Below are 26,756 nucleotides of genomic sequence, written 5' to 3'. Positions count from 1 at the left end.
GCGCTTCGGCACACGGCCCGCGCGCAGGTGGTGGCCGTCGATGTCGCCGAAACGGGTCGCGCGCCGCTGAGCAATGCCAAGGTTGACCCGTGGCCCCATCTCTGCGGCGAACCGCGGCGTCGCTGGGACGACCGCGCTTCCGCGATGTGATCGCCGGACTTGTAACGGGCCTGTTCTCCATCCCCGAGGGTATGGCCTACGCCAGCATCGGCGGGTTCAACCCGGTCGCCGGCCTCTACTCCGGTGTGGTGTCGACGATCGTCGGGTCGCTGTTCGCCCGCACCGTATTGATGGTCACGACGCTGACCAGTGCGCTGGCGTTGACGTCGCAAAGTGTCTTGAGCGCAGCGGGACTCGACCCCACGAACCCGTCGAACATCGCTGCGCTGGTGATCGTCGCCGGTGCGATCATGCTGCTGTTCGGCCTGCTTCGGTTCGGGGCGATGATGAACTTCGTCTCCAACGCGGTGATGACGGGCTTCACCACCGGCATAGCGCTACAGATCATCGCCGGGGTCATCCACGACTCCACCGGGTATCGGCCCGACAGCCACAACACGCTCGGCAAGTTTGTCGACGCGTTCGCCCACGTTGGATCCTGGCAGCTTGCCCCGTGCCTCGTCGCGCTCGGGACCGTCGCGGTGTGGGCGGTTTTTCACTTCATCAAACCGCTGGAAGCCTTCGCCACCTTGATCGCGCTCGTCGTGGTGACCGCCGTGGTCGCGGTGATCGACGTCGAAGTCGAGACCGTGGGGGACATCGCCTCCATCCCGAATGCGCTGCCGCCCTTCCTGATGCCGAACTTCGCGGCGATGCCGGAACTGCTTGCCGGTGGGCTGGCGGTGGCACTGGTCGGCCTGGCGCAGGCGGCCGGTATTTCGGCGGCGGTACCGAATCCGGACCGCTCGCGTCCCAGCACTAACGGCGATTTCGTCGCGCAGGGCGCGGCGAACCTCGCCGGCGGGTTCTTCGGCGCCCTGCCGACAGGCGGGTCGCTGTCGCGGACCGGGGTGGCGGTTTCGGCGGGTGCGCAGACGCGGTGGGCGGGCGTCTTCGCCGGTGTGTGGCTGGCCGCTCTGGTGGTCGTCGCGGGTTCGTTGGCCGAACTCATCCCGATGCCGGTGATCGGGGGGCTGATCCTGGTCATCGGCGCGGAACTCGTCGCCGGCCGGTGGGCGGACATCAGGCTGGTGCTGCGCACCGCACCGCTGTCGGCGGTGGCCATGGTGGTGACCTTTCTGGCGACCACCCAATTGCCACTGCACACCGCGATCCTGATCGGCGCGGTCACTTCGCTGGTGCTCTACTGCGTAAAGGCTTCGCAGGCAGCGGGTCTGGAGGCACTTGTCCGTGCCGACGACGGCGGCTGGCTGATTGCGCCCGTACCGGAGAAGGTCGAAAGCGACGCGGTGACGGTGTTGCAGTACTCGGGTGTGGGCCTGTTCGCCGAGGTGCCTCGCATCGACGAGGAGTGGCCTCAGGTGGCGGATTCGCATCGGGCCGTCGTCGTGCTCGCCATGAGGACTTTGCCGGATGTCCCCTCGACGAAGGTGATCAAATCGCTGCGGCGTTGGGCGCAAGACCTCCGCGACAACGGTGGACGTCTGATCGTCGCCGGTGCCAGCCCTGCCACCAAGAAGGTACTGGAGGCGGGCGGCCTGGGCGACGTCTTGGGCGACGACGGCATCGTGCCCGCGACCGACCGGGTGTTCGGGCCCGTCGAGGAGGCGGCGCGGCGGGGCGAACAGTGGATCTCGGGCGAGGGTGACGGCCGCGGTTAGCGTTTCACGCAGCGAAAACCGATGTGGCTCATGCCGGTGTCGATGGGTTGAGGCCGGCGCGCGGCCGGTCGGTAGCGCCGGCAGTACGAGTCGGCGCACAGAAACGACCCGCCCTTGACGACTCGTCGCGGCACCTGGAACTGCGGCTGTTGCGGGTCGTAACTGGCCGCCTCGCAACACGAGTCATCGAGCCGGGTGTCGGCGTACCAGTCCGTCGTCCATTCCCAGACGTTTCCCGCCATGTCGTACAGGCCGTAGCCGTTGGGCGGGAAGGTCCCCACGGGAGTGGTACGGCCGTAGCCCTTCTCGGGTCGCCATGGGAACTCGCCGTGCCAATAATTCGCCAGGCGCTCGCCCGGTTGTTCGGGGTCGTCCCCCCAGGTGAACTCGGCGCCGGCAAGGCCACCGCGGGCGGCGGTCTCCCATTCGGCTTCGGTGGGCAGCGCCATGCCCGCCCATGCCGCATAGGCGTCGGCGTCTTCGTAGGCGATATGGACGACGGGGTGCTCGGCGCGTTTGTCGATCGACGACAGCGGACCGACGGGATGACGCCACGAGGCGCCGGGTGTCCACGTCCACCACAGATTCAGGTGCCGCAGATCCACCGGGCCCTGGGTCCGGTGAAACACCATCGAGCCGGGTTGCAGGTTCTCGGCGGGCGCGTCGGGAAAGTCGACGGGATCGACGGGCCGCTCGGCGACAGTGAGATAGCCTGTGGCGTCGACGAACTCGGCGAACTGTGCGTTGGTCACCTGGTGCGTCTGCATCCAGAAGCTCTCGATGGTGACCTGCCGGGCTGGTGCCTCCTCGGGGTAGTGAACGTCCGACCCCAGGACCGCGGTCTGCGCCGGAATCCAGACAAGGTCGTCGCTCATGCTCCTATGCTCCGCCGAAACTGCGCAGAGATCGTCGATTCGCCCGAAAACGCGATCTGTGCGCAGTTTCGACGGGGATTGGTCAGCCACTGAAGACGGTCGCCCAGTCGTTGCGCATGCTCACCACCGACCACCCTTCCCTCGACGCTTGCTCCAGCGCCTTCTCGGCGCCTGCGGTGTAGTCGAATTCGCGCTCGGCATCGTCGTGCAGCACCAACAGCCGTAGCCCCCGGGTGAACTCCAGCATCTCGATGTCACCGTTCGAATTGCCTGCGGCGAAGATCGGTCGTCTCCCGGTTCGGCCCCAGATGCGTACCGGCTTGACCGGCCCGTCGTCGAGGAACTCCGGACGATTCGTGGTGCGCAGGTCGCCATCGGCGAAGTCCAGTCCGACCGAACTGCCGATGACGCGTTCCGGCGGTATTCCGTACATCTGCGTGGTGACCGGGCGCATGAAGTCGCGACCGCCACCCGATGCGATGTAGTTGGTGAACCCGTTGTCCTCCAGATAGCGCAGCAATTCGATCATCGGGGTATAGCCGCACGCGGTGTACGGCCGCTTCAGCGTCGGGTGTTCTGCGGTGCCGAAGAACGTCTTCACCCGTTCCGCGTGTTCCTCGACCGTCAGCCCGGCGAAGGCCGAGAGTATCCCGCCGGCAAGAACTTTCAGCTCGGAGTCGTCACCGTTGTAATGCTTGGTGACCGCATCCCCGAACCATTCGAGATCGCCGGCGGCGGCCGCCTTGTAGGGTTGGTTCTCGGCCAGCGCCGGATCGGCGGCGGCCTGATCGGCCATCCGGCGCACCAGGAAGTCGAGCTGGATGTAGGCCGGTTTCTCGCACCACAGCGTGCCGTCGTTGTCGAACACCGCGACCCGTTCCTCTGGCGCTATGTCGTTGGCTGCGCGGCCCACGAAGTCGACGATCGCCGCCTTCGCCGAGGACCCTGTGCCGTCGCACCAGCTATCCAGGATGCCCAACCTCAGCCGCCGACCGACTCGAGGAAATGGTGCAGTTTCTCGACCGCATTGGTGACGGTGAACGAGGCCGGCTCACGCCGCGGCGGGAACTCCTTGAACGTCTCCAGGAACTGCGTGACAACAACATTCGCCATCAACGCGATGTAGTCGCGGTCGAACCACCAGTCCCAGTAGGTATTGGACGTGATGTCGGCGCGTTCGTAGGGGTCGGTGCGCAGGTTGTACATCTTCGGCGCCCGCAACACCGTGAAGGGTTCGAACCAGATCTGAAGCGTGCCCTGGCAGCGTTGCTCCATGAAGATGACTTTCCAGTTGTCGAACCGGATGCCCAGCACATCGCAATCGTCGGAGAAGTAGATCAGGCCGCGGCGGGGGCTCTTGTCGACCTCGCCGGTCAGATATGGCAGCAGGTTGTAGCCGTCGATGTGCACCTTGTACTTCGTGCCACCGGCGTCATAACCCTTCTTGAGCTTCTCGACGATGTCGGGCTCGCCGGCGGCGGCCAGGAATGTCGGCAACCAGTCGTGGTGCTGGATGATCTCGTTGGAGATTGCGCCGGCGGCAATCCTGCCGGGCCACCGGACGATCTCCGGAATCCGGAAGGCGCCCTCCCAGTTGGAGTTCTTCTCACTGCGGAACGGAGTGGTGGCGCCGTCGGGCCACGTGTTGGCATGAGGACCGTTATCCGTCGAGTAGATGACGATGGTGTCCTCGGTGAGGCCCAGTTCGTCGAGGGCGTCGAGCAGCTGGCCCACGTTGCGGTCATGGTCGACCATGGTGTCGTGGTAGGGCGACTGCCAGCGGCCCGCCTGTCCGATACTTTCCGGCTTGGTGTGGGTCCGGAAGTGCATGTGGGTGGTGTTCATCCACACGAAGAACGGTGTGTCAGACTCCTTCTGGCGCTTGATGAAGTCGATGCAGGCTTCGGTGGTTTCGTCGTCGATGGTCTCCATCCGCTTCTTGGTCAGCGGCCCGGTGTCCTCGATGCGCTGCTTGCCGACGGGCCCGAACCGTTCGTCGACCTCGCCGGAGTCCTCGTCGGTGGCCCAGGAGTGGATGACGCCGCGCGGCAGCATCTTTGCCCGCAGTACCGGGGCTTCCTCCTCGGTCGGATAGTCGGGGTGTTCGGGTTCCTCTTCAGCGTTGAGGTGATACAGGTTGCCGAAGAATTCGTCGAAACCGTGCGCGGTGGGAAGGTACTTGTTCAGGTCGCCGAGGTGGTTCTTGCCGAATTGGCCGGTGGCGTAACCGAGCGGCTTGAGCAGTGACGCGATGGTCGGGTCCTCCGGCGACATGCCCATGTCCACGCCGGGCATGCCGACCTTGGACAGCCCGGTTCGGTACACGCTCTGCCCGGTGATGAACGACGAACGTCCTGCAGTGCAACTCTGTTCGCCATACGAATCCGTGAAGATCATGCCCTCTCTGGCGATGCGGTCGATGTTGGGCGTCTGGTAGCCCATCAAACCCATGCTGTAGCAGCTCAAATTCGAGATACCGATGTCATCGCCCCAGATCACGAGAATGTTCGGCTTTGCGTCGGGCATATTCACTCCTCTTTATTGTGTTCTGCTGCAGGTGATCAGGTGTCAGTCCTTTGCCAGAAACGCGTGGAGCTTTTCCACGGCTTGATCGACGCTGAAACTGGCAGGCGCGTGTCGCGGTTTGAACTCCTTGAACGTCTCGAGGAACTTGGTCGCCATCGCGGTCGCGTAGAAGACGAAATAGTCGTGGCGCAACAGCCATTCGTAATAGGTGTTGGACGTGACGTCGGCATATTCGAACGGGTCGGTGCGCAGGTTGAACAACTTGGGCACGCGCAGCGGCGTGAACGGCTCTGCCCAGATCCGCAACGTGCCCTGGCAGCGCTGTTCAGCGAAGACGATCTTCCAGTTCTCGAAGCGCATGGCGACCAGATCACCGTCGTCGGAGAAGTAGAAGAACCCACGACGCGGGCTCTCCTCAACCTCGCCCGTCAGGTAGGGCAGCAGGTTGTAGCCATCGATATGAACTTTGAAGTCCTTGTTCCCCGCCTTGTGGCCCTTCTTCAGCTTTTCGGTGATGTCGGGTTCCCCTGCGGCGGCCAGCAGGGTGGGCAGCCAGTCGTGGTGTTGGATGATCTCGTTGGAGACCACGCCGGCGGGGATCTTGCCCGGCCAGCGAACCAGCTCGGGCACCCGGAAGGCGCCTTCCCAGTTGGTGTCCTTCTCGCTGCGGAACGGGGTGGTGCCGGCGTCGGGCCAGGTGTTGCGGTGCGGGCCGTTGTCGGTGGAGTAGATGACGATGGTGTCCTCGGCGATGCCGAGTTCGTCGAGCACATCGAGCACCGTGCCGACGTTGCGGTCATGATCGATCATCGTGTCGTGATAGCGCGACTGCCACAGACCGGCCTGGCCGGCGCTTTCCGGCTTGGTGTGGGTGTAGAGGTGCATGTGGGTGAAGTTGCACCAGACGAAGAACGGATTGCCTGCCGCGTTCTGGCGTCTGATGTAGTCGACAGTCGCATCGGCCACGTCGTCGTCGATGGTCTTCATGCGTTCGGTGGTCAGCGGCCCCGTGTCTTCGATCGTCTGCTTGCCGACCGGTCCGTACGTCGGGTCGTCGGGCTCGGTCGACACCTCCTCGGTGGACGTGCACTTGAGCACCCCGCGCGGCTTGGCCAGCTTGTAGAGCCGGGGGTACCGATCCTCGTGCGGATAGTCGAAGCTCTCCGGCTCCTCCTCGGCGTTGAGGTGATACAGGTTTCCGAAGAACTCGTCGAACCCGTGCACGGTCGGTAGGTACTTGTTGAGGTCGCCGAAGTGGTTTTTGCCGAACTGGCCGGTGGCGTAGCCGAGTGGCTTGAGCAATTCGGCGATGGTCGGATCCTCAGCGGCCCAACCGATGTCCGCGCCGGGGATGCCAACCTTGCTCATTCCAGTTCGATATACGCTTTGCCCACTGATGAAGGCGGCCCGCCCGGCTGTGCAGCTTTGCTCGCCGTAGGAGTCGGTGAAGCGCATGCCTTCGTCCGCGAGGCGATCGATGTTCGGAGTGCGGTAGCCCATGAGGCCGTCGCTGTAACAACTCAGGTTGCTGATGCCGATGTCGTCTCCCCAGATGACCAAGATGTTGGGTTTGCCGTTCGGCATGTCGGCTCCTCGCCTTTTTGAACGTCAATTTCCTGAAGTCGACGTTATGCCGCAGCGTCGTGGCATGCGCTGGCTTGGGGAAACTTTCACTTATTCGTCAGACGAGGCCCCATGTGAAGTTGATCAGGACTCAGCGTTCTGCGCATCGCGTCGCTCACACACGGCAATAATTCGTTCGCATGGATCCGAGTGAAGACACGTCGCACAAAGCCAATACCCGCGCCGCTGTTCCGGGCGCAACGCTTTCCCGCCGCACGGCACTGAGTCGCCTGGGAATCGCCGGTCTCGGCACAGTCGCCGCGACGAGCGTGCTGTCGGCCTGTAGCAACGATTCTGGAGAGTCCGGACCATCGGGGAACGGCGAACTCACGACCGACAACAAACCCAAGGGCGCCACCGACGCCACCAAGGCAGCGAACCAGAAGGTGCGCGACTCGCTGCCGTTCAACGACCGCAGCGACTTCGACGATGCGAAGCGCGACCTGCTCGCCCGGCCGGACACCCTGACGATCAAGAACGCCAACGGCGACGTCGTATGGGACCTGGAGGAGTACAAGACCTACATCGGTGCCGACAAGCCTGCACCCGACACCGTCAATCCCAGCCTCTGGCGCAATGCGCAACTGTGTATGGAATACGGATTGTTCAAGGTGGCCGACCGTATCTACCAGGTGCGCGGCTACGACTTATCGAATTTGACCTTGATCCAAGGCGATACGGGTTGGATCGTGATGGACACGCTGATCTCGCCCGAGACGGCTAAGGCGGCTCTGGATCTGGCGAACCAGGAACTCGGGCCCAGGCCCGTCCTCGCGGTGGTGCACAGCCACTCCCACGTCGACCACTACGGCGGTGTCAGAGGCGTGGTGTCCCAACAGGACGTCGACTCGGGCAGGGTCAAGATCATTGCGCCACAGGCGTTCGTCGAAGACTCGGTCAGTGAGAACGTCATCGCCGGCAACGCCATGGGTCGCCGCGCGGTCTACATGTACGGCGCGTTGCTGCCACGCAACCCGCAGGGCGGCGTCAACGGCGGCTTGGGCATGACCGTTTCGACCGGCCTGCCGACGTTGATCATCCCGACCGACATCATCAGCACCACTGGCACGCAGATGACCGTGGACGGCGTCGACATGGTGTTCCAGATGACTCCGGGCACCGAAGCGCCGACCGAGATGAACACGTTCTTCCCTCAGTTCAAAGCCATGTGGATGGCGGAGAACACGACCAACACCATGCACAACCTGCTGACGCTGCGCGGTGCGCAGGTCCGCGACGCGTTGAAGTGGGCGAGTTTCCTCGACGAGACGATCCGCTTGTATGGACCGCAGACCGAGGTCAAGTTCCAGAGTCATCATTGGCCGATGTGGGGGAACGCCAAGATCATTGATTACTGGAAGCGACAGCGTGACATGTACAAGTACATGCACGATCAGTCGGTCCGGATGATGAACCACGGCCTCGTCGGATCGGAGATCGCCGAGGAAATTCAGCTTCCGCCGGAGCTCAACAATTTCTGGCCCGACCGCGGCTATTACGGCACGCTCAAGCACAACTCGCGCGCCGTGTACCAGCGCTACATGGGGTGGTACGACGGCAACCCGTCCGATCTCGACGATCTGCCTCCGGCGGAGGCGGCCAAGAAGTACGTCGAGTACATGGGCGGCGAGGACGCGGTTCTGCAGAAGGCCAAGTCCGATTTCGACAACGGCAACTACCGCTGGACGGCGATGGTGCTCAAGCACGTGGTCTTCGCAAACCCTGACAGCGTCAACGGCAAGAACTTGCTCGCCGACAGCTACGAGCAGATGGGCTACCAAGCAGAGTCGGGGCCGTGGCGGTCGGTGTACCTGCAAGGGGCATATGAGCTTCGCAACGGCGTGCCGACGGCCGGCGGCACCGACACGGTGAGCCCGGACACCATCAAAGCGATGCCGCCCGAGATGCTGTTCGACTACATGGGCGTTCGACTGAACGGGCCGAAGGCCGCCGGCAAGGTCATCACGCTCAACATCAACTTCACCGATCTGAGGAAGGAGTACGGGCTCACCGTGGAGAACGGTGTGCTCAACTACGCGGCGACGCCGGTGCCTAACGCCAACGCCAGGGTCTCGCTGAGCAAGGCCACGCTGGACGACATCCAGCTCGGCAAGACCACACTGGATCAGGCGAGGTCGGATAACCAGGTGACAATCGACGGAAACCAGAACTCGTTCAACGAGTTCATCGGCCTGCTGGACACCTTCCCGTTCTGGTTCAACATCGTGACGCCGTAGCCGCCGTACGCTGAGCCATGGCGCTGGCGGTCTGCCTGCTTTTCGATCGGCGCTCCGAGCGTGCGGTCCGCGCGTTGTGGGACCGGCTGGAAGACATCGGCGTGCCGAGCCTGCGTTCGCACACCCACGGCAAGCACTTGCCTCATGTGAGCTATGCGGTGCTGCGCCGGTGGGACGACGCGGCCGTCGGCGCTGCCCTCGCAGGGCTCGACAATGGAGAACCGGTCGATTTGCACTTCGACGGGATAGGCGTGTTCCGGCGGGGCCGGGTGTGGCTCGTGGCAGGCGTCAGCGCGGACCTGGTCACCCGCCAGCAGCGGGTGGTCGAGGCCATCGCGGCGACCGGCGCAGATCTGCACAAGCACTATCGTCCGGGGAGCTGGCTGCCGCACTGTTCGCTTGCACCGCGCGCGACGCTGTCGCAGCTGCCGACCGTGGCGGCGACGGTAATGGACGTCCTGCCGCTGCGCGCGCGGGTGGATCATGCGGCGCTGATCAACAGCGGCACAGGCGAAGTCACTGAGCTGGCGACGTTGCCCTGACGGTTTCGTCGACCGCGTCCACGTGCGCACGCACCAGTGCTGGAAAGCGGCCTCGGTCGGGCCGGAAGATGTCGTGCGGGGAGTCGGGGAAGACATGCAGCCGCGCCGCGGGAAACAGACGTCGATAGCGGTCCCACGCGGCGTCGTCGATCAACGGGCTGGTGGGACTTCGTACCACCAGCAGCGGCGGCTGCCACTGCGCCAGCGGTTCCCAGAAGGACTGTGAACGCGCGGAGCGGAACGTGGCGACGCCGGCGCTGCGGTCGAGACGCTCGCGCACGGGAGTGCCCCGCCAGCGTCCGTCCAACAGTCGGACGAAGATGTGCTCTGGCAGCGTGATCTCCTCGGGGATGTAGTCGCCGATCGAGATCGACCGCACCCGGTCGCGATGCGCCAGCGCCCACGTCAACGCATATGCCGTGCCGCGCGAGAACGTCACCAGGTGCACCGGTCCGTCGGTGACCGTGTCGATCACCGCGCCGACATCACTGCCGAGTGTGCTTGAGTCGTAACCACTTTTCGGTGCGGCGCTACGCCCGTGTCCCCGCAGCTCGACGACGAGGGTCCGCCGGCCGAACAGCGTGAGGATGTCGGCGTAGTCGGCGGCGAGGTCGGTCATGCCCGGAACGAAGACGACCGGCGCGCCGCGACCCTCCCCGCCGGAGTCGAGGTAGTGAAGGCGCACGTCGCCGTTGGTGGTGAAGCGTGATTCGACCATCGCCACCACCATGCCGAATCGCGTGCCGCACCGTGCGCGAATTGCGTGCGAAGCACCCGCCTAGGGAGGACCCTGGTAGTGGAGGGTGATGGCAATGTACGACAAGGTCATGGACAACATCTGGCACATCGACGTCGAGTTCGCCGAGGACGAGACGCACACCCACGCGACGGTGCGGGCCACCCGTGATGACGGTGAAACGGTCACTGCGTTGGGCGACGCCTACCGCAACCCCGCGGATTCCGTACAGCCGCTGGTGGGTGAGGAGATCGCTGCGGCGAGAGGGCTGATCGCGCTCGGCGCGGACTTGCTGCAGCGCGCGTCCTCACGGATCGAGCAGGCCACGCATCAGCCGGTGCACCTGTACCGCTGAACTCAGCCCTCGGGCGGCGCCGCGGTGATGCTGACTGCCGGTTCCTTCGACGCGTTCTCCATCTGGCCGTAGAGGTCGACGTAATAGGGCAGGCACTCGGCCATCGCCTGCTCGGTACTGAACAGCGGCCGGTAGCCGAGATCGCGTTCGGCCTTCGCGATGGAGAAGTAGTTGTCGAGGTAAAGCCGTTCCACGCCAAGCGGTTCGATCATCGGCTTGGGGGCGCCGAATTTGAAGTGCAGCCACTGCCACACCGTCATGACGAACCACACGAGCCGGCCGGGCACGCGCAGCTTCGGATACTTCTGCCCGCACGCCTCCACCACCGGCCGGGAGAACTCGAACATGTTGATCGGTTCGCCGTCGTTGATGAAGTACGCCTGCCCCGGCGCCGTACCGCCGGGCACCAGATGCTGTGCGGCCAGGATGAAACCGTGAATGAGGTTGTGTACGTAGGAGTTGTCGAGCTTGACGTTCTTGCTGCCCACCAGCACCTTGACGTGGCCGGCGAGCACGCTCTCGAACACCTTGCGGAACATGGTCTGGTCGCCGCGACCCCAGATGCCGCTCGGCCGGATCGAACACGTCAACAGCCCGCCGGTGCCGTTCTGTGACAGTACGAATTTCTCCGCGACGACCTTGGTCTCGGTGTAGAGATCGTTGAACCGCTCTGTGTAGGGCAGGGTTTCGTCACCACCGGAGATGCGCTTGCCGCCCATGACGACGCTGTTGGACGCGGTGTAGACGAAGCGCTTCACGCCCGCCGCCTGCGCCGCCCGCACGAGGTTCTCGGTCCCGGCGACATTGATCGCGAAGCTGCGCTCGCGACTTTCCCGGCTCACCGCGCCGCCGCCCGTCAGGTCGATGATCGCCGCGGTATGGAAGACGGTGTCGACACCGGCGACGGCGGCCGCCACCGTCTCGACGTCGCAGATGTCGCCTTCGAGTACTTCGAGTCGCGGGTGCGCCGGTAGCGGCGAGGGGGCGCGGTCGAAGGAACGGACCTGGTGTCCGCGCTCGAGCAGTTCGGTCACCAGATTGGCGCCGACGAATCCCGATCCGCCCGTCACGAGCACCCGGCCCAGTTCGGTGGTCAGCGTTGAGTCACCCATGGCGGGCAGCATAACTGAAACGTGTTACAGTTTCGACCCCTTTTCGCCGGGGTCGTTGCCGCATCAACTTTCTTCAGGTTCCTTGGCGGCAAGCGCATCCTCGATCCGCTTGCGCGCGCCAGCTAAGTGTTCTTCGCAGCGTTTAGCGAGCTCTTCGCCACGTTCCCAGAGCTTCAGCGATGCGTCGAGGTCCAAGCCGCCCTGCTCCAACTGCTGGACGACCGCGACCAGTTCTTCTCGCGCTTCTTCGTAGCCGAGTTCACTAATGGGCTTCATTGATTCGTTCCTTCCGGCCCCTCGCTGACCGCCGCGATCGCCCCGTCGGCCACCCTGACGCGGAGCCGGCTGCCTTTCGGAGCGTCCGCCGTCGTCCGCAGCACGGTGCCCGCGGGCATGGTCTGCACCACCGCGTAGCCCCGCGCCAGCGTCGCCGCCGGGCCCAGTGTGCCCAGGCGCGCCGACAGGTGTCCGATGCGGTCGGTCTCGGCGGCCACCAGGCGGGTGATGTCGCGGCGGGCGGTGCCGCGAGCGCGCTCGACCTCATCGGCGCGCGCGTTGATCGCGGCCAGCGGCTGCGCCAGCACGGGTCTGCTGCGCAACTGGTCGATGGTGCGTTGTTCGCGGTGCACCCAGTTGCGCAGCGCCCGCCCACCGCGTCGACACAGGTCGGTGATCAACGCCTGCTCGGCGGCGGCGTCGGGGACGATCCGCTTGGCGGCGTCGGTGGGGGTGGCCGCCCGCACATCGGCCACCAGATCACACAGCGGGTTGTCGGGTTCGTGACCGATCGCGCTCACCACCGGCGTGGTGCACTTGGCGATCTCGCGGCACAGTGTCTCGTCGTAGAAGGGCAGCAGGTCCTCGACGCTGCCGCCACCGCGGGCGAGCACGATGACGTCCACCTCGGAATCGGCGTCCAGTTCGCGTAACGCCTCGACGACCTGCGGCACGGTGTTGGGACCCTGCACCGCGGTGTTACGGATCGCGAAATGCACTGCGGGCCAACGATCTCGAGCAACAGTGATGACGTCGCGCTCAGCGTGGCTGGCCCGGCCGGTGATCAGCCCGACCGTGCGCGGCAGAAAGGGCAGCGGCCGCTTCAGCCGTGGGTCGAACAGCCCCTCGGCGTCGAGCAACCGGCGCAGCCGCTCGATGCGGGCCAGCAACTCGCCGAGCCCAACGGCGCGGATCTCATAGATGCGCAGGCTGAACGAGCCGTTGCGGGTGTAGAACTGCGGCTTGCCGTGCATCAGCACCTGCGTGCCCTCGGTCAGCGGCACCGGCGCATTCGCGACCAGGTCGCGCGGACAGCTCACCGACAGCGACATGTCGGCGGCGGGGTCGCGCAGCACCATCCATGCGGTCGTCTGGCGCAGCTTGAGTTCGGTCAGCTGGCCCTCGACCCACACGGTGCCGAGCCGGTCGATGTACTTGGCGACGCGGGTGGCCACGGCGCGCACCGGCCACGGGTTGTCGGGGGACTTGCCCGGCTCGGCGTCTGTCATCTTCTGCGCCCGCTGGGGGAGGTCACCGAGCGGACGCGCGGGTGATCCTGTTGGCGAGCAGAGTTTGGAACGGTGCGCGACCCTTGGTGGCCTCTTCATAGGCCAGCAGCGCCTCGAGATCGTTGACCCGCAGGGTGCCCAATCGAGCCCGCAGCTGCGCGAGCGTGAGCGATTCGTAGTCCAGTTCGGTGACGATCTCGGGGACGTCGCCCGGGTCCGACGTCGTGCGGGTCTCCTGGTCAGCCGTCGACGTCCCGGGTTCCCCGTTGCTGAACAGCGCGAAGCGGCCCTCGGTCAGGCGCTCACCGTCGGTGGTGGGAGTCGGGGCCGCGCCGTCGTCGAGGTCCTCGTCGAAGGTCGCCCACTCGGGCTGTTCATCCTTGGGCGGGAAGAGCGACTCGAGCGTCTCGTCACCCTTGATGACCAGGTCGGCGACGTCCTGCTGCATCTTCATCACCAGGTGCGCGAGCTGACTGACGACGGTCATCGGGTACATCAGGATGGTCTGGGGGAGCTTACGGGTTTCCTCGATGGCGGTTACCGCCGCGCCAACCAGCAGACGGACCCCATACGGTGCGGTTGCCATGGCCCCCAGCCTACGGGCGGCTTCTCGGCTGGTCCGGGAGGGCCACCGAACGGCTCTTTGCGTACCCTGGGAGTCATGCCGCCGACTATCAACATGGGGATTCCGGGTGCCTCCAGCTCGGTCACCGGTGGCGTCTCCGGCAAGCGGGTGCTGCTCGCCGAGCCGCGGGGTTACTGCGCGGGCGTCGACCGCGCCGTCGAGACCGTCGAGCGGGCGCTGGAAAAGCACGGCGCCCCGGTTTACGTGCGCCACGAAATCGTGCACAACCGGCACGTCGTCGAGACGCTGGCGAAGGCGGGTGCGGTGTTCGTCGAGGAGACCGACGAGGTGCCCGAAGGCGCGATCGTGGTGTTCTCCGCCCACGGCGTCGCACCGACCGTGCACCAGACCGCCAAGGAGCGCGACCTCAAGGTCATCGACGCCACCTGTCCGCTGGTCACCAAGGTGCACAACGAAGCCAAGCGGTTCGCCCGCGACGATTACGACATCCTGCTCATCGGCCACGAAGGCCATGAGGAGGTCGTCGGCACCGCCGGGGAGGCGCCCGACCACGTGCAGCTCGTCGACGGGCCGGACTCCGTCGAGAACGTCACCGTGCGCGACGAGAGCAAGGTCATCTGGCTGTCGCAGACCACGCTGAGCGTCGACGAGACCATGGAAACGGTGCGTCGGCTGCGCGAGAAGTTCCCGACCCTGCAGGACCCGCCGAGCGACGACATCTGTTACGCCACGCAGAACCGCCAGGTGGCGGTCAAGGCGATGGCCCCGGAGTGCGAGCTGGTGATCGTGGTCGGATCGCGCAACTCGTCGAACTCTGTCCGGCTGGTCGAGGTTGCGCTGGGCGCCGGCTCCGACACCGCCCACCTCGTCGACTGTGCCGACGACATCGACCCCGCGTGGCTCGATGGGGTGACGACGGTCGGGGTCACCTCCGGCGCGTCGGTGCCGGAGATCCTGGTGCGCGGCGTGTTGGAGCGGCTGGCCGAGTACGGCTACGACGTCGTGCAGCCGGTGACGACGGCCAACGAGACGCTGGTGTTCGCGTTGCCCAGAGAGATCCGCCCCGCTCGCGCGTAGCCGTCGAGCGTCAGAGCCGCAGCGTCAGATGTCGTACTCCCAGGAGTCGGCCTCCCAGTCCCTGGGCGTCCGGCGACGGGTGCGGTACTCCGCGCGGTCGTCGGTCTCTTCGCCCCGATAGCGCACCCGGGAGACCGGGTGGTGGGTTCCGTTGCCGTTGCTACGGTGTGGCTCACGAGGTTGGTAGTCGTCGAAGCGGCGGCGACGCTCGGGGCGTTCCCCGGTCCGATCGCGGCCGGCGCGGTCGTAGCCGACGCGGCGCTCTGATGGGGGAGGGCCGGGCTGCCGTGGGTTCGCCGGGCGCGGCCGACGGCGAGGCTCGGCCGGTGACGGCGGCTCGGCGTGCCGGCCCGAACGGGTGCGGCGGGGCCGCTCGGCGACGGGCTCGATGATTTCGGTCTCGGGCGGACGGACATGGCGCGGTCGTGGCGTCGAGGTCCGGCTGGCCGGCCGACCGTTGCGATTCGACGCCGTTCTGGCGGTACGGGCGGGCCGGCTCGCACTCTCGGTCCGCTTACGGCGAGGCCGCGCGACCGGTTCGGCGTCGTCGGGCGATTCGCGCGCCAACAGCGCCGACACCTTGACCGCCGCTTTGCTCATCAACGCCGTCGCCAACTCCGTCACGCGTCCGGGCTTCGACTCGCTGCGGTCGTCGGCGGCTTGTGGGGAGGTGCGGCGGGTCGCCATGCCGACGTACCAGCGGATCATGCCGACCACCAGCACGGCCGCCGACGTGAAGAACATCAACGGGAAGCGCTCGATCAGCGGGTAGCCGCAGTTGATCGCCAGATCCTTGACGCCGGTGAACTGCCCGCCGGTGAACAGGAAGTAGGCCCCCGGCACGCTGACGAACAGAATCAGCGGCGGCTGGATGACCGCGGTGAACACCGCTTCCTGCCGGACTGCCAGCACCGCCGCGAGGCAGCCGAGGATGTAGCACGCGGCGAAGACCGAGCTGAGTTCTTTGCTGCCCGATCCGGCGTCGAACGCGAAACCGATCGCGGTTGCGGTGAATGCGACGAGCACAGCACCCCACCCGGGGACACCGGGGAAATTGGGGTGCGCGGACCGATGGCCGGCGGCCACCGCCGACCGTGCGCGCTGTGCTGACACAGGTAGACCGTACCGGCTTTCGCTATGTGTGGCTGTCAGCGCGGTTCGGGCGCGCCCGTCACAGTCTCCTAGACTCTGGACCCTGTGAGCTTGAACCTGGGAATCGTCGGCTTGCCGAACGTCGGAAAATCGACGCTGTTCAACGCGTTGACGCGAAACGACGTGCTGGCCGCCAACTACCCGTTCGCCACGATCGAGCCGAATGAGGGCGTCGTGCCGCTGCCCGATCCGCGATTGGCCGAGCTGGCCAGAATTTTCGGGTCGGAAAGGATCATTCATGCGCCGGTCACCTTCGTTGATATCGCCGGGATCGTCAAGGGCGCATCCGAAGGCGCCGGGCTCGGCAACAAGTTTCTGGCCAACATCCGCGAGAGTGACGCCATCTGCCAAGTGGTGCGTGTGTTCAGCGACGACGACGTGGCACACGTCGACGGCCGCATCGACCCGAAGTCCGACATAGAGGTGATCGAGACCGAACTGATCCTCGCCGACCTGCAGACGTTGGAGAAGGCACTGCCGCGGCTGGAGAAGGAAGCCAGGACGCACAAGGAGCGCAGGCCGGCACACGAGGCGGCCGCGGCGGCGCAGGAGATCCTCAACGGTGGGACGACGTTGTTCGCCGCGGGTGCGGACACCGCGCCGTTGCGCGAACTGAATCTGCTGACGACCAAACCGTTCCTGTACGTGTTCAACGCCGACGAGGCGGTGTTGACCGACGACGCGCGAAAGGCGGAGTTGCGCGAGATGGTGGCGCCCGCCGATGCGGTGTTCCTGGACGCGAAGATCGAGGCCGAGCTGCAGGAGCTCGACGACGAGTCGGCCGCCGAGCTGCTCGAGTCGATCGGCCAGACCGAACGTGGGCTGGATGCGTTGGCGCGGGCGGGTTTTCACACGCTGAAGCTGCAGACGTTCTTGACCGCGGGGCCGAAAGAGTCCCGTGCGTGGACGATTCACCAGGGCGACACCGCGCCGAAGGCGGCGGGGGTGATCCACACCGACTTCGAGAAGGGTTTCATCAAGGCCGAGATCGTCTCCTACGACGACCTGGTCGAGGCCGGATCGATGGCTGTGGCGAAGGCGGCGGGCAAGGTGCGGATGGAGGGTAAGGACTACGTCATGGCCGACGGCGACGTGGTGGAGTTCAGGTTCAACGTGTAGGCGTCGGTGGGTGGCTGACACAACGTCACCCTGAGAGCGTCGTCGCGGATATATATGCACGGCGACGCTCTGAGGCTGACATTGTGGCCGTTTGCGCATAGATGCGTGCGATCATCCCGCTCGAGTACTACGCATTGTAGTACTTCATTTCTGCTGCGCGCCCACAGCGCGATGTGGTTGATGCCGACGGCCTGGTCGCTGTGCGTCAACTTGTTCCCGGTGCGGGCCGGCTGGATGCCGATGTAGCTGTGCGGGTTGACGTACCGCGTCATGTAATACGTCGACTCGTACTCCATGTTCAGCGAGAAAAACTGCTGTAACCGAGCCAGCCGAATAGCGCGTCGTAGAACGCGATGGAGTCGTCGTAATCCAAAACCGCGAACTCGACGTGACTCACACCGCGCCACTGCATCCGATCTCCCTCGATCAGCTAGCTACTACGTACTGTAGTACTAGTAGGTGGCGCAGGGAAGTCCTCGTTCGGAGACGGCTTCGGTGCGCGGGTCATCCACACCGCGCATCGTCGTGATGTTTTTCGATGACGATGGTTTGAGTAAATTCGAGGCATGACCGAGGACTGGCGCATCGGTCGGATCGACGAGATCCGGTCGCTGATCAAGCAAGCCGAACCTGACGTCGTCGAGGAGATCAAATGGCGTAAACCATCGAACCCCGATGGCGTGCCGGCATTCTCGTTGGACGGCCTCATCTGCACCCTCGAGATGTACAAGGGCAAGGTGAAGGTGAATTTCGCCAAGGGTTCGTCCATCAGCGACCCGGACAAGCTGTTCAACGCGAGCCTGCAGGCACCGGTCGGGCGCTCCATCGACCTACGCGAAGACGACGAATTGGATCCGGGCGCATTCAAGAAGTTGATCAACGAGGCGGTGAAGGTCAACCGCACAAACCGAGCTTCGAAGCGTCGTAAGTGAGATTGTGCCGCGTCGCCGCGCGGCTCAGTTGGCGGTCCCTACGCGCACCGAACCGTCGCCGAAACGTGATTCGGGGGCGGACACACGCACCGACCCGTCGCCGAGCCTGGAGCCGGGATTGGTGCGCACCGAGCCGTCGCCCGCAGCGCTGGGATTCGAGTGGTCGATCGCCGGTCCGGGCTGCGGCGACGGGGTGGCGCCGGCGGGGCCCGCGGTCAGTCCCAACGTGAGGGCGACACCGCCTGCCGCTAACGCCGCGGCCATCATCTTCTTGAGGTTGTCGGTCCTGTTCATGTCGTACGGTCCTTTCGGGAAGGCGACGCATCGGTCCGCGTTGCCGTTGCGACAAGTACATGGCGTCGGGATTGCTACCGGTCCCAAGAATCGTGGCAGCCGGTTCGGGTTCAATGTTGTGCCATGGCTCGTACCGATACCGCGTCTCGGGTGGTCAAAGCCCCGCTGAGCCGGGTCTTCGAAGCGCTTGTCGACCCCGACGCGCTCGCCGAATGGCTGCCGCCGTCGGGGATGACCGGCCGGTTCGATCACTTCGACGCCCGCCCGGGTGGTTCCTACCGGATGGCCCTGACCTACACCGATCCGCCCACCGGCGGCGGCAAGACTGACGCCGACTCGGATGTCGTCGAGGGTCGCTTCCTCGCGATCGAACTCGATGACCGCGTCGTGCAAGCAGTCGACTTCGCTTCGGACGACCCGGCTTTCGGCGGGACCATGACGATGACCTGGACGGTGAGGAGGGTCGACGGCGGCACCCGAGTCGACCTGCGCACCGACGACGTGCCGCCGGGGATATCGGCGACTGACCACGAGGCCGGCATGAACTCCTCGCTGGACAACCTGGCCGCCTACCTCGCCCGGCACCAGACCGTCTTTCGCGCCGAGTGACCCGGGCCTCCCGACAGGCATAGGGCAGAATCGCGCAAGTGACGCAGCCGCCACGACGCCCAGGGCCGCCTGACTGGCGAGGCCGAGGTGCGCCACCGCCCAACCCGGGCCAGAGGCCGCCACCGCCGCCGAGACGGCTGGCTCCACCGGGGCAGCCGCCGCCGAACCAGCCGCCCGAGCCGCCGACCGAGCGGTTCGGGGCACCGTCGCCATCGCCGAAGGTCCGGCCGGCTCAGCGATATCCGAAGCCCCCCTCGCCGGCCGATGTGCGGCCGACCGAGCAGATCTTCCGGGAGCCTCCTCCGCCGCCTCCGCCGCCGGAATTCGGGCCGACGCCCGGAACTGACGAAAAGCCGCATCGGGAAAGGGGCTTGAACAAGACGTCGATCATCCTGATCGTCATCATCGTGATCGCCCTGCTGGCCGGCGGGCTCGCCGTTGGCGAGCTGTACGCCCGGCACCGCGCCGACACCATCCTGACCGAGGTCGCCGAATGCGTCACCGAGGACGGCGCCACGATCTCGTTCGGCGTGAACCCGCCGTTCCTGTGGCAGCACATCACCGGGCATTACACCGACATCTCGGTCACCACCGACGGGAACCGCGTGCAGAGCGCCGACGGCATGACCGCCGAGGTCGTGCTCGCCGACGTCCGCCTGCAGGACACCGGGGACTCCAAGGGCACCATCGGAAGACTCGACGCGACGTTGAGCTGGAAGTCGTCAGGCATCAAGGACACCGTCGCCGCCAACCTGCCGGGAGTCGGCAACCTGATCACCGGCGTGCGCACCGACGCCGCGGCCGGCACGGTGATTCTGGAGGCCGGCGACAACAGCGTGACCGCCAAGCCCGTCGTCCGCGACGGCGACCTGAACCTGGAGGTCCTCGGCGTCACGGGTCCGCTGCCCGAGGACGCGGTGCAGACGGCGCTCAACGAGTTGACCAAGAAACTCAACGACAACTATCCGCTCGGGATCCATGCCGACAGCGTCGAGGTGACCGACTCCGGGGTCATCGGAAAGTTTTCCAGCGACGACGCCTCCATTCCGAAAGAGGACGCCAACCCCTGCTTCGCGCGCCTCTAGTCCAGGTCGACGGCGATCTCGGCGCTGAGCTGATAGCCGGGGGCCAGCGGCAGAGTGTCGCCGCTCCAGAACGAACCGGGGTCGAACCAGTTGTAGTGCTTCTCCGTACTCAGCAACCCCATCTCCTCGTAGGTGATGGCGACGGTCTCGGCGCAGTATGCGGTCTCGAGTCCGACTTGGAGCTTCTGTTGCTTTCTGCGTTGCGTCGCATCGCGAACCCTGCTGTGCAGGAAGGGGATTCCTCGGGTGAAGTCCGCGACGGCCAACCGGCCGCGAAACCACCGGCCGGTCAAGCGCGCCGTGCTCGGAAACGGCGTGCCGTCCATCCGCGCGATCACCTTCAGCGCGCGGTCCTCCTGCTCGCGGCTGGCGATCGGTGTGAGCTGCCGCAGCCAGCACCGCTGGTGGTAGTTGTTGATCCACCGCTCCACGACCTGGCGGGCGTCGTTGAGCTGCACCCCGCGTTGGTTGCGGCCCGTCCACATGTCGGTCAGCTTGTCGCCCAATTCGGCATGCCAGATCAACGGTGGCAGGTCCTCGATCGCGAGCGTCATCCCGACGTGGTTGACCGGGCTGTTGGTCAGCGACTGGATGGCCCGGTCCGGCCCGGACCGCCCCCGGAAAAGCCAGAGATCCCCGGTTCGCGTCGCGTCGAGGGCCTGCTCGAGTGACACCGCGGTTGGTTTCACCCCCGCAGCTTAGGCAGACTGACCGCTATGCGCGGCATATGGAAGTGGGTCGGGCTGGCGAGCGTCGCCGGTGTGGTGGCGGGCGGAGTGCTGGTGGCTCGCGATCAGCGGCGCCGCAATTCCTACACGCCCGAAGACATCCGGGCACGGCTGCACCAGCGGGCGGCCGAGGCCGGCAACGCCGAACGCTAGACCGCGACGGCGTAGAGCCGGTGCGAGCCGTTGAAGCCCTTGAGTTCGGCGTCGCGGCCGTCGTCGAACGAGATGTCCTCGACCTCGGCGAGGGCGTCGCGCACCACCTCGCTGACCAACACCTCGCCGCCGCCGGCTTCACTGGCCACGCGGGCCGCCATCGCGACGTTTCGGCCGAACAGGTCGTCGCCACGGCGCACGGACTTACCCATGTGGATTCCCATCCGGACCCGAATGCTGTTGGGCTGTCGGCGAAGTGACTTCTGCACGTCCATGCTGCAGCGCACCGCCTGCTCCGGCTGGGCGAACGCGACCATGAACCCGTCGCCCTGGCTCTTCACGACATAACCCGAGTGCTTGTTCACGTGACGTCGCACCATCTTGTCGTGCCGGCCCAGCAACCTGACCCAGGCGCGGTCACCGATGCGTTCGTTGAGCGCGGTCGACTCCTCGATGTCAGAGAACAGGATCACCATCTTGCCGCTCGGCGCCAGCCGGGCAAGATCCGGCCGTTCGACCTCAGCCCAGTCCGCAAGATCCTCGATCGAAGAGCGCACCGCGGCCCCGAAGCCGTCCTTGCGCAGAATATTGGCGGTCTGCCAAACCTGCTTGACCGCCTCGCGGCCACCGGTGAGCAGCATGTTCTTGGTGTCGACGCGACGGCGAGCGTCGTCGAGTTCCTCGCGTTGGCGGGTGTAGCGGATCCACAGCACAGCCAGCGCGACGGCCTCGGCCGCCGCCACGAACCCGAGTATGTAAGCCGCAATCTGCGCTCCCATCACCGCTCAAGTATTGGATGCTGAAGCGGTGACGCTTGCGGAGCCCCCGTATTACGAGAGTCGCTACATCCGCGCCAACCACCCGGACCTGCCGCAGGCGCTGTGGCTACGGGAAACCCTGCTGCTGCCCAGCGCCGGCGAACCGGTCGCGGACGTGTGGGTGATGATCTTCGATCCGGACGGTGCCGGCAACCGGGCGCTCAAGGAGCCGTATCCGATCGGCTCGGCCGAGTTCGGCTACGACGACTGGTCTGCCCGCATCGCCGCAACCGTCCTGGACGACCGGTCGGCGCAGGGCGTCGTCACCGGCGGCCCCAGCTTGATCGCCGGCTCGGCCGGCGGACGCTCGGCACGGTGGGACCTGCGCATCACGGGAGGCGACGAGGATCCGGTCAAGCTGCTCACCGAACGCGCCTACGCGGCCCGGTTGCCGACCGCGAAGACCACGGTGCGCCATCCCTTGGCCCGGTTCGACGGGCTGCTCGAACTCGACGACGTCCGTCTCGTGGTCGACGGCTGGTCCGGCAGCGTGAATCACAACTGGGGCAGCCGGCATACGCCGGCGTACGCGTACGGGCAGGTCTGCGGGTTCGACGATGCACCGGAGACGACCCTCGAAATCGTCACCGCAAGAGCCGCTCTCGGGCCGGTGTTGTTACCCGGTGTCACGCTGTTCGTGTTCCGCCACGCCGGAAGCGAGTTCGCGGTACGCACGATTCGCGGCAGCCTGCACACGCACGGGCACTACCGGCCATTCGCGTGGGCGTTCGGTGGCCGGATCGACGACCAGATGATCGAAGGCGAGATCGTCACCGAGCCGGCCGATGTCGTCGGCCTCACCTACACCGACACCGACGGCACGACGAAGTACTGCTACAACTCGGCGATCGCTACCTGCCGGATCCAGCTGGCGGGCAAGGCTTTCGAGCGTGCCGAGCTGACGGCCACCCGCCGCACGATGTTCGAGATCCTCACCGACACCCGCCACGAGACGGTGCCGCTGCTGGCTTAGTTTTCTTAGCGAGCAGACGCAGCTCACCGGTCTGCCGGTCAGCGGCTGACGAACTGCACCACGACTTCGGAGAACGCGTCGTTGTCGTCACCGGCGGCGGTGTGGCCGGCGGCAGAGAGTTCGGCGAACTCGGCATGCGGCACCTTCTCGAGGAAGTCCCTCACGCCGTCGCTGCTGACCACATCGGAAAGCTTTCCGCGGATCAGCAGAACCGGGATCGTCAAGCTCATCACCGCCTGCTCCAGCTTTTCCTCGCGGACGAACCGATTGTCCGCCGGTGCGGTGAGAAATGCCGGATCCCAGTGCCAGAACCACCGCCCGTCGCGGAATCGCAGGTTCTTCTTCAACCCCTCGGGGTTGCGCGGCCGCTTCCGGTGCGGCAAATAGGCAGCAACCGCTTCGGCCGCCTCGTCGAGAGACTCGAAGCCGTCCACGCCGCTGGACATGAACTCGCGGATGCGGGCGCTGCCGTCCTTCTCGTACCGCGGCACCACGTCCACGAGCACCAGCTTGGTGACTCTTTCCGGGCCGGCTGCGGCGGCCACCAGCATGCCGGTCATTCCGCCCATGCTCGCGCCGATCAGGGCGACCGGACGGCCGATCTGCTCCACCACCCGCAGCGTGTCCGAGCACAGGGCGTCGACCGTGTAGTTCGCATCCGGCGCCCGGTCGCTGTCGCCGTGTCCCCGGCTGTCCAGCGCCACCACGTGCAGACCACGATCGGCCAGGATCTGTCCGGTCTGCTTCCACGAGTGCCGGTTCTGCCCGCCGCCGTGCAGGAGCAGCACCGAGGAACGCTCCGACTCCACACCGCAGTTCCACTCGTCGGCCACCAGGGTGATGTCGTCGCTTCCGCGGAACTTCACGGTCTGCGGTTCGCTACCAGTCGCGTTCACGGACATCCTCTCCGGCTCACCCCGCTGGCTCACGTTACCCAGCCGACAAAATCAGGAGTTCCCCGGCACCATTGATGAGGGCGTCAATATACTTTGCTCCGTGCAGCCCGAGCTTGCCGACCGCGACCGTGAGTGCATCATCGAGGCTGCCTACGCCTGCCTTTCGCAGCCGCACGCCGGCCCCGTTCCCGTCGCCGCGATCCTGCAGCGTGCGGGGGTGTCGACGCGGGCCTTCTACCGTCACTTCGAATCGAAAGACGAGTTGTTCCTCGCGATGCTGCGTCGGGAGACCGACGCATTGTCCCGCCGGCTCGACGGCGTCGCCGAAGACAGGTCGGGCACACCCGCAGATCAACTCAGCGCGTGGATCGAGGCCATGTTCACCCTGATCCACGACGACGAGACCCGGATGCACTTCACCGTGATCGACTCCGACGAGATCCGCGCCGCGAAGGGCTACCGCGAGACGCGGGAGAAGGCCCACGCCGATCGCGAGCGATCACTGGTTCAGATCCTGCGGCGCGGCCGCGACGACGGCTCGTTCCCGCTCGCCGACCCCGAGCAGGATGCGGTGGCGATCAACGCGATCATCAGCCGGGTGATGATCACCCAAACCCACGACGACCACGACGGTTTGCGCCGAGCCAAGGCCGCCGTCCTCAACTTCGCGCTGCGCGCCCTGGGCGCCGAGGAGCCCGTCGCCGGCAGGCGATGAATTTCGGCCGCCGCGGCGGTCTTCACTGCATGCCTTCGATCACTCCCTCCCTCTGGTTCGACGACAACCTCGAAGAAGCCGCTGCGTTCTACACCTCGATCTTTCCGAACTCATCGGTGGAGAATCTCAACCGCTACACCGAAGCCGGGCCGGGTGCGCCCGGCGAAGTGGTGTCGGCCACCTTCGTGCTGGACGGCAACCGCTTCGTCGGGATCAACGGCGGGCCGCATTTCGCCTTCACCGAAGCCGTCTCGTTCGTGGTTCGCTGTGCCGACCAGCAGGAGGTCGACTACTACTGGAACCGGCTCGTCGACGGCGGGCAGGAGTCGCAGTGCGGTTGGCTGAAGGACCGCTTCGGGTTGAGTTGGCAGATCGTGCCCGACCGGCTCTACGAGTTGCTCGACGATCCGAATCCCGTCCGGGCCATCGCCGCAACCAAGGCGATGCTCGGTATGCGCAAGATCGTCATTTCCGAACTGGAAGAGGCCGTGCGCGGAAGTTAGCCAATGGCTTCCTGAGTGGGGAACCTCACGTCTGCGGCGTCCGCTGTTGCCGGGCCGCAAAATACTGATATACGGTTCCCGGGCGTCCGGCCCTGTGTAACCTTGCGCCACAGCCATCACGGGCGCGCGTTGTTGGTGTCAGGGAAGGTCGGCGGGCTATGGCAGTGCAGATGGCGGCGCACAGCACGCGGGTGAGAGCCCACTGATGGTCGCCGTCAACGCAATTGCCAAGCCGGTCCAAGCCTTCGGCGGGTTCTTTTCGATGGCGCTCGACACGTTCGTGTGGATGTTCAGGCCGCCCTTCGCCTGGCGAGAGTTCATCTCCCAGGCGTGGTTTGTCGCTCGGGTGTCGATCCTTCCGACCCTGATGCTGACGATTCCCTACACGGTCCTGCTGACCTTCACGTTCAACATCCTGTTGGTCGAGTTCGGTGCCGCGGACTTCTCCGGCACCGGTGCCGCGCTCGGGACCGTGCGCCAGATCGGGCCGATCGTGACGGTGCTGGTCGTTGCGGGCGCCGGCGCCACCGCCATGTGCGCCGACCTCGGTGCGCGCACCATCCGCGAAGAGCTCGACGCCCTGCGGGTGATGGGCGTGAATCCCATTCAAGCCCTTGTTGTTCCGCGCGTCCTGGCCGCAACCTTGGTGTCGCTCGCACTGTCCGCGACGGTGATCCTCGTCGGACTGGCCGGCGCGTACTTCTTCACCGTCTACATCCAGAACGTCTCGCCCGGTGCATTCGCGTCCGGTCTCACCCTGATCATCGGGACCGCCGATGTCGTCATCGCGTTGCTCAAGGCCGCGCTGTTCGGGCTGTCCGCCGGCATGATCGCTTGCTACAAAGGCATTTCCGTCGGCGGCGGCCCCGCGGGTGTCGGCAACGCGGTCAACGAGACCGTGGTCTTCACGTTCATGGCGCTGTTCGCCATAAACATCGTCGCTACGGCCGTCGCGGTGAAGGTGACGATGTGACCGTATCGAGGCCGCATTCCCAGTTCCCCTGGCTGAAAAGCCGGTTCCGCAGCGTGGCCGACCCGTGGAACCGAATCGGGATGCAAACCAAGTTCTTCGGCCGCACCTTGAGCTCGATCCGCTACACGATCATGCACTACCAGGTCGAGTTGATCCGGATCATCGCTCAAATGGGCCTCGGGGCGGGCGCACTCATCATCATCGGCGGCACGGTGGCGATCATCGGCTTCCTGACCGTGACGACGGGCGCGCTGGTGGCGGTGCAGGGCTACACCGACTTTTCGGAGATCGGTGTCGAGGCGCTGACCGGTTTCGCGTCGGCGTTCTTCAACGTGCGCCTCATCGCGCCGGCCACCACCGCGGTGGCGTTGTCGGCAACCATCGGAGCCGGCGCGACCGCCCAACTCGGCGCCATGCGGATCAACGAGGAGATCGATGCGCTCGAGGTGATGGGCATCCGTAGCATCGCCTATCTCGCCTCCACTCGAGTGGTCGCCGGATTCCTCGTGGTGATCCCGCTGTACTGCGTCGGCGTGATCGCCGCGTTCTGGGCGGCGCGGTTCGGCACCACCGTGCTCTACGGCCAGTCGACGGGCGTCTACGACCACTACTTCAGGACGTTCCTCAACCCCACCGACCTGCTGTGGTCGTTCGGCCAAACCATCGCGCTGTCAGTGGTGATCATGCTCGTGCACACCTACTACGGCTACACCGCACGAGGCGGGCCGGCCGGCGTGGGTGAAGCCGTCGGGCGTGCGGTGCGCACCTCGCTGATCGTCTCCGCGTTCGTGCTCGTGATGCTCTCGCTGGCGGTCTACGGTCAATCCGGCAACTTCAACCTGGCGGGCTGA

The 26,756-nt window shown here is 65.7% G+C and carries 29 protein-coding genes and 1 pseudogene; 15 read left to right on the top strand and 15 right to left on the bottom strand.

The features are described 5' to 3' along the window. Positions 1-89 precede the first annotated feature (89 nt). On the top strand, positions 90-1,781 hold the full coding sequence (locus tag AU185_RS11565) for a SulP family inorganic anion transporter (RefSeq protein WP_231740220.1): 1,692 nt from the start codon (positions 90-92) through the stop codon (positions 1,779-1,781). Here AU185_RS11565 and AU185_RS11560 read toward each other — a convergent pair. From AU185_RS11560 to AU185_RS11545, 4 genes are read right to left on the bottom strand one after another with little or no spacing between them, the layout of a single operon-like run. Further along, positions 1,778-2,695: a formylglycine-generating enzyme family protein gene (locus AU185_RS11560; RefSeq protein ID WP_502687767.1), complete on the bottom strand. Its 918-nt coding sequence runs from the start codon at positions 2,693-2,695 to the stop codon at positions 1,778-1,780. The two genes, AU185_RS11565 and AU185_RS11560, sit on opposite strands and share 4 nt — an antisense overlap. A gap of 43 nt (positions 2,696-2,738) precedes the next feature. Beyond that, complete coding sequence (locus AU185_RS11555) at positions 2,739-3,629, bottom strand: HAD family hydrolase (RefSeq protein ID WP_059098410.1); 891 nt, start codon at positions 3,627-3,629, stop codon at positions 2,739-2,741. Between the two features lie 8 nt (positions 3,630-3,637). After that, positions 3,638-5,182, bottom strand: a complete 1,545-nt coding sequence (locus tag AU185_RS11550; RefSeq protein ID WP_059097956.1) for an arylsulfatase — start codon at positions 5,180-5,182, stop codon at positions 3,638-3,640. 42 nt (positions 5,183-5,224) lie between these two features. Continuing rightward, entirely contained in the window at positions 5,225-6,766 is a 1,542-nt protein-coding gene (locus AU185_RS11545) for an arylsulfatase (RefSeq protein WP_059097955.1), read from the bottom strand. Positions 6,767-6,945: 179 nt separating this feature from the next. On the opposite strand from AU185_RS11545, the gene AU185_RS11540 reads away from it, so the two are divergent. Next, positions 6,946-9,042 (top strand): alkyl/aryl-sulfatase, encoded by a 2,097-nt coding sequence (locus AU185_RS11540; RefSeq protein WP_231740219.1) that lies wholly within the window; start codon positions 6,946-6,948, stop codon positions 9,040-9,042. A 17-nt stretch (positions 9,043-9,059) separates the two neighbouring features. Then, the gene (locus AU185_RS11535) at positions 9,060-9,584 is read left to right on the top strand and encodes a 2'-5' RNA ligase family protein (protein ID WP_059097954.1); all 525 of its coding nucleotides are present in this window, start codon (positions 9,060-9,062) and stop codon (positions 9,582-9,584) included. On the opposite strand, the gene AU185_RS11530 is transcribed toward AU185_RS11535, so the two are convergent. Beyond that, entirely contained in the window at positions 9,559-10,302 is a 744-nt protein-coding gene (locus AU185_RS11530; protein ID WP_059098408.1) for an alpha/beta fold hydrolase, read from the bottom strand. The genes AU185_RS11535 and AU185_RS11530 overlap by 26 nt on opposite strands. 94 nt (positions 10,303-10,396) lie before the next feature. Between AU185_RS11530 and AU185_RS11525 the strand changes: the two genes are divergently transcribed. Beyond that, entirely contained in the window at positions 10,397-10,675 is a 279-nt protein-coding gene (locus AU185_RS11525) for a DUF1876 domain-containing protein (RefSeq protein WP_059098407.1), read from the top strand. Between the two features lie 2 nt (positions 10,676-10,677). Here the strand turns inward: AU185_RS11525 and AU185_RS11520 are convergent, their stop codons facing one another. From AU185_RS11520 to AU185_RS11510, 4 genes are all read right to left on the bottom strand, one after another. Then, on the bottom strand, positions 10,678-11,787 hold the full coding sequence (locus AU185_RS11520) for a 3-beta-hydroxysteroid dehydrogenase (protein WP_059098406.1): 1,110 nt from the start codon (positions 11,785-11,787) through the stop codon (positions 10,678-10,680). Between the two features lie 63 nt (positions 11,788-11,850). Further along, positions 11,851-12,063 (bottom strand): exodeoxyribonuclease VII small subunit, encoded by a 213-nt coding sequence (locus AU185_RS24665; protein WP_082683845.1) that lies wholly within the window; start codon positions 12,061-12,063, stop codon positions 11,851-11,853. Beyond that, entirely contained in the window at positions 12,060-13,292 is a 1,233-nt protein-coding gene (gene xseA, locus AU185_RS11515; RefSeq protein WP_059097953.1) for an exodeoxyribonuclease VII large subunit, read from the bottom strand. The genes AU185_RS24665 and xseA overlap by 4 nt, the downstream gene beginning before the upstream one ends. 22 nt (positions 13,293-13,314) lie before the next feature. Continuing rightward, on the bottom strand, positions 13,315-13,878 hold the full coding sequence (locus AU185_RS11510) for a lipid droplet-associated protein (RefSeq protein WP_059097952.1): 564 nt from the start codon (positions 13,876-13,878) through the stop codon (positions 13,315-13,317). A gap of 75 nt (positions 13,879-13,953) precedes the next feature. Here AU185_RS11510 and AU185_RS11505 point away from each other — a divergent pair, with 75 nt between their 5' ends. After that, on the top strand, positions 13,954-14,955 hold the full coding sequence (locus AU185_RS11505) for a 4-hydroxy-3-methylbut-2-enyl diphosphate reductase (RefSeq protein WP_059097951.1): 1,002 nt from the start codon (positions 13,954-13,956) through the stop codon (positions 14,953-14,955). Positions 14,956-14,979: 24 nt separating this feature from the next. Here AU185_RS11505 and AU185_RS11500 read toward each other — a convergent pair whose 3' ends face one another. Then, positions 14,980-16,068, bottom strand: a complete 1,089-nt coding sequence (locus AU185_RS11500) for a DUF6542 domain-containing protein (protein ID WP_059097950.1) — start codon at positions 16,066-16,068, stop codon at positions 14,980-14,982. Positions 16,069-16,152: 84 nt separating this feature from the next. Here AU185_RS11500 and ychF point away from each other — a divergent pair, with 84 nt between their 5' ends. Further along, positions 16,153-17,226: a redox-regulated ATPase YchF gene (gene ychF, locus AU185_RS11495; protein WP_059097949.1), complete on the top strand. Its 1,074-nt coding sequence runs from the start codon at positions 16,153-16,155 to the stop codon at positions 17,224-17,226. A gap of 140 nt (positions 17,227-17,366) precedes the next feature. Here the strand turns inward: ychF and AU185_RS11490 are convergent. Further along, positions 17,367-17,638 (bottom strand): annotated as a pseudogene (locus tag AU185_RS11490) (VOC family protein); the annotation flags it as partial. Between the two features lie 154 nt (positions 17,639-17,792). Here AU185_RS11490 and AU185_RS11485 point away from each other — a divergent pair. After that, positions 17,793-18,158, top strand: a complete 366-nt coding sequence (locus AU185_RS11485) for a DUF1801 domain-containing protein (protein ID WP_059097948.1) — start codon at positions 17,793-17,795, stop codon at positions 18,156-18,158. A gap of 24 nt (positions 18,159-18,182) precedes the next feature. On the opposite strand, the gene AU185_RS11480 is transcribed toward AU185_RS11485, so the two are convergent. Further along, positions 18,183-18,452: a hypothetical protein gene (locus tag AU185_RS11480; RefSeq protein ID WP_059097947.1), complete on the bottom strand. Its 270-nt coding sequence runs from the start codon at positions 18,450-18,452 to the stop codon at positions 18,183-18,185. Between the two features lie 123 nt (positions 18,453-18,575). Here AU185_RS11480 and AU185_RS11475 point away from each other — a divergent pair, with 123 nt between their 5' ends. Next, positions 18,576-19,061 carry an SRPBCC family protein gene (locus tag AU185_RS11475; protein WP_059097946.1) on the top strand — a complete coding sequence of 162 codons (486 nt, stop codon included), beginning with the start codon at positions 18,576-18,578 and terminating at the stop codon, positions 19,059-19,061. Positions 19,062-19,432: 371 nt separating this feature from the next. Beyond that, positions 19,433-20,146, top strand: coding sequence for an LmeA family phospholipid-binding protein (locus AU185_RS11470; RefSeq protein ID WP_353612198.1), 714 nt, complete (start codon positions 19,433-19,435; stop codon positions 20,144-20,146). Here AU185_RS11470 and AU185_RS11465 read toward each other — a convergent pair. Then, entirely contained in the window at positions 20,143-20,820 is a 678-nt protein-coding gene (locus AU185_RS11465) for a hypothetical protein (RefSeq protein WP_059098405.1), read from the bottom strand. The genes AU185_RS11470 and AU185_RS11465 overlap by 4 nt on opposite strands. A 42-nt stretch (positions 20,821-20,862) precedes the next feature. Here AU185_RS11465 and AU185_RS25110 point away from each other — a divergent pair, with 42 nt between their 5' ends. Further along, the gene (locus AU185_RS25110) at positions 20,863-21,027 is read left to right on the top strand and encodes a hypothetical protein (protein WP_156425484.1); all 165 of its coding nucleotides are present in this window, start codon (positions 20,863-20,865) and stop codon (positions 21,025-21,027) included. Here AU185_RS25110 and AU185_RS11460 read toward each other — a convergent pair. Then, a complete protein-coding gene (locus AU185_RS11460) occupies positions 21,024-21,806 on the bottom strand; it encodes an adenylate/guanylate cyclase domain-containing protein (protein ID WP_059097944.1) in 783 nt (260 codons plus the stop codon). The genes AU185_RS25110 and AU185_RS11460 overlap by 4 nt on opposite strands. Positions 21,807-21,834: 28 nt before the next feature. Here AU185_RS11460 and AU185_RS11455 point away from each other — a divergent pair, with 28 nt between their 5' ends. Continuing rightward, positions 21,835-22,818 carry a hypothetical protein gene (locus AU185_RS11455; RefSeq protein WP_059097943.1) on the top strand — a complete coding sequence of 328 codons (984 nt, stop codon included), beginning with the start codon at positions 21,835-21,837 and terminating at the stop codon, positions 22,816-22,818. 38 nt (positions 22,819-22,856) lie between these two features. Here AU185_RS11455 and AU185_RS11450 read toward each other — a convergent pair whose 3' ends face one another. Further along, positions 22,857-23,720: an alpha/beta hydrolase gene (locus tag AU185_RS11450; protein ID WP_156425483.1), complete on the bottom strand. Its 864-nt coding sequence runs from the start codon at positions 23,718-23,720 to the stop codon at positions 22,857-22,859. Positions 23,721-23,814: 94 nt separating this feature from the next. Between AU185_RS11450 and AU185_RS11445 the strand changes: the two genes are divergently transcribed. The 4 genes from AU185_RS11445 to AU185_RS11430 all read left to right on the top strand — a co-directional run bounded on the left by AU185_RS11445 (position 23,815) and on the right by AU185_RS11430 (position 26,756). After that, positions 23,815-24,429, top strand: a complete 615-nt coding sequence (locus tag AU185_RS11445; protein WP_231740218.1) for a TetR/AcrR family transcriptional regulator — start codon at positions 23,815-23,817, stop codon at positions 24,427-24,429. Between the two features lie 29 nt (positions 24,430-24,458). Further along, entirely contained in the window at positions 24,459-24,932 is a 474-nt protein-coding gene (locus AU185_RS11440; protein WP_059097942.1) for a VOC family protein, read from the top strand. A 205-nt stretch (positions 24,933-25,137) separates the two neighbouring features. Beyond that, complete coding sequence (locus AU185_RS11435) at positions 25,138-25,905, top strand: MlaE family ABC transporter permease (RefSeq protein ID WP_059097941.1); 768 nt, start codon at positions 25,138-25,140, stop codon at positions 25,903-25,905. Beyond that, on the top strand, positions 25,902-26,756 hold the full coding sequence (locus AU185_RS11430; protein ID WP_059097940.1) for an ABC transporter permease: 855 nt from the start codon (positions 25,902-25,904) through the stop codon (positions 26,754-26,756). Before AU185_RS11435 ends, AU185_RS11430 begins: the two co-directional genes overlap by 4 nt.

It is taken from the genome of Mycobacterium sp. GA-0227b (assembly GCF_001499855.1).
Taxonomy (GTDB): domain Bacteria; phylum Actinomycetota; class Actinomycetes; order Mycobacteriales; family Mycobacteriaceae; genus Mycobacterium.
Note: the sequence above shows the minus strand (reverse complement) of the source record. Positions and strands in the feature narration are given on the sequence as shown.

Excerpts from the sequence above, each read along its gene's own strand:
- AU185_RS11550 (WP_059097956.1), bottom strand. The coding sequence starts at position 5,182 with ATGCCCGACGCAAAGCCGAACATTCTCGTGATCTGGGGCGATGACATC.
- AU185_RS11545 (WP_059097955.1), bottom strand. The coding sequence starts at position 6,766 with ATGCCGAACGGCAAACCCAACATCTTGGTCATCTGGGGAGACGACATC.
- AU185_RS11540 (WP_231740219.1), top strand. The coding sequence starts at position 6,946 with ATGGATCCGAGTGAAGACACGTCGCACAAAGCCAATACCCGCGCCGCT.
- AU185_RS11535 (WP_059097954.1), top strand. The coding sequence starts at position 9,060 with ATGGCGCTGGCGGTCTGCCTGCTTTTCGATCGGCGCTCCGAGCGTGCG.
- AU185_RS11530 (WP_059098408.1), bottom strand. The coding sequence starts at position 10,302 with ATGGTCGAATCACGCTTCACCACCAACGGCGACGTGCGCCTTCACTAC.
- AU185_RS11525 (WP_059098407.1), top strand. The coding sequence starts at position 10,397 with ATGTACGACAAGGTCATGGACAACATCTGGCACATCGACGTCGAGTTC.
- AU185_RS11520 (WP_059098406.1), bottom strand. The coding sequence starts at position 11,787 with ATGGGTGACTCAACGCTGACCACCGAACTGGGCCGGGTGCTCGTGACG.
- AU185_RS24665 (WP_082683845.1), bottom strand. The coding sequence starts at position 12,063 with ATGAAGCCCATTAGTGAACTCGGCTACGAAGAAGCGCGAGAAGAACTG.
- xseA (WP_059097953.1), bottom strand. The coding sequence starts at position 13,292 with ATGACAGACGCCGAGCCGGGCAAGTCCCCCGACAACCCGTGGCCGGTG.
- AU185_RS11510 (WP_059097952.1), bottom strand. The coding sequence starts at position 13,878 with ATGGCAACCGCACCGTATGGGGTCCGTCTGCTGGTTGGCGCGGCGGTA.
- AU185_RS11505 (WP_059097951.1), top strand. The coding sequence starts at position 13,954 with ATGCCGCCGACTATCAACATGGGGATTCCGGGTGCCTCCAGCTCGGTC.
- AU185_RS11485 (WP_059097948.1), top strand. The coding sequence starts at position 17,793 with ATGACCGAGGACTGGCGCATCGGTCGGATCGACGAGATCCGGTCGCTG.
- AU185_RS11480 (WP_059097947.1), bottom strand. The coding sequence starts at position 18,452 with ATGAACAGGACCGACAACCTCAAGAAGATGATGGCCGCGGCGTTAGCG.
- AU185_RS11475 (WP_059097946.1), top strand. The coding sequence starts at position 18,576 with ATGGCTCGTACCGATACCGCGTCTCGGGTGGTCAAAGCCCCGCTGAGC.
- AU185_RS25110 (WP_156425484.1), top strand. The coding sequence starts at position 20,863 with ATGCGCGGCATATGGAAGTGGGTCGGGCTGGCGAGCGTCGCCGGTGTG.
- AU185_RS11460 (WP_059097944.1), bottom strand. The coding sequence starts at position 21,806 with ATGGGAGCGCAGATTGCGGCTTACATACTCGGGTTCGTGGCGGCGGCC.
- AU185_RS11450 (WP_156425483.1), bottom strand. The coding sequence starts at position 23,720 with ATGTCCGTGAACGCGACTGGTAGCGAACCGCAGACCGTGAAGTTCCGC.
- AU185_RS11440 (WP_059097942.1), top strand. The coding sequence starts at position 24,459 with ATGCCTTCGATCACTCCCTCCCTCTGGTTCGACGACAACCTCGAAGAA.
- AU185_RS11435 (WP_059097941.1), top strand. The coding sequence starts at position 25,138 with ATGGTCGCCGTCAACGCAATTGCCAAGCCGGTCCAAGCCTTCGGCGGG.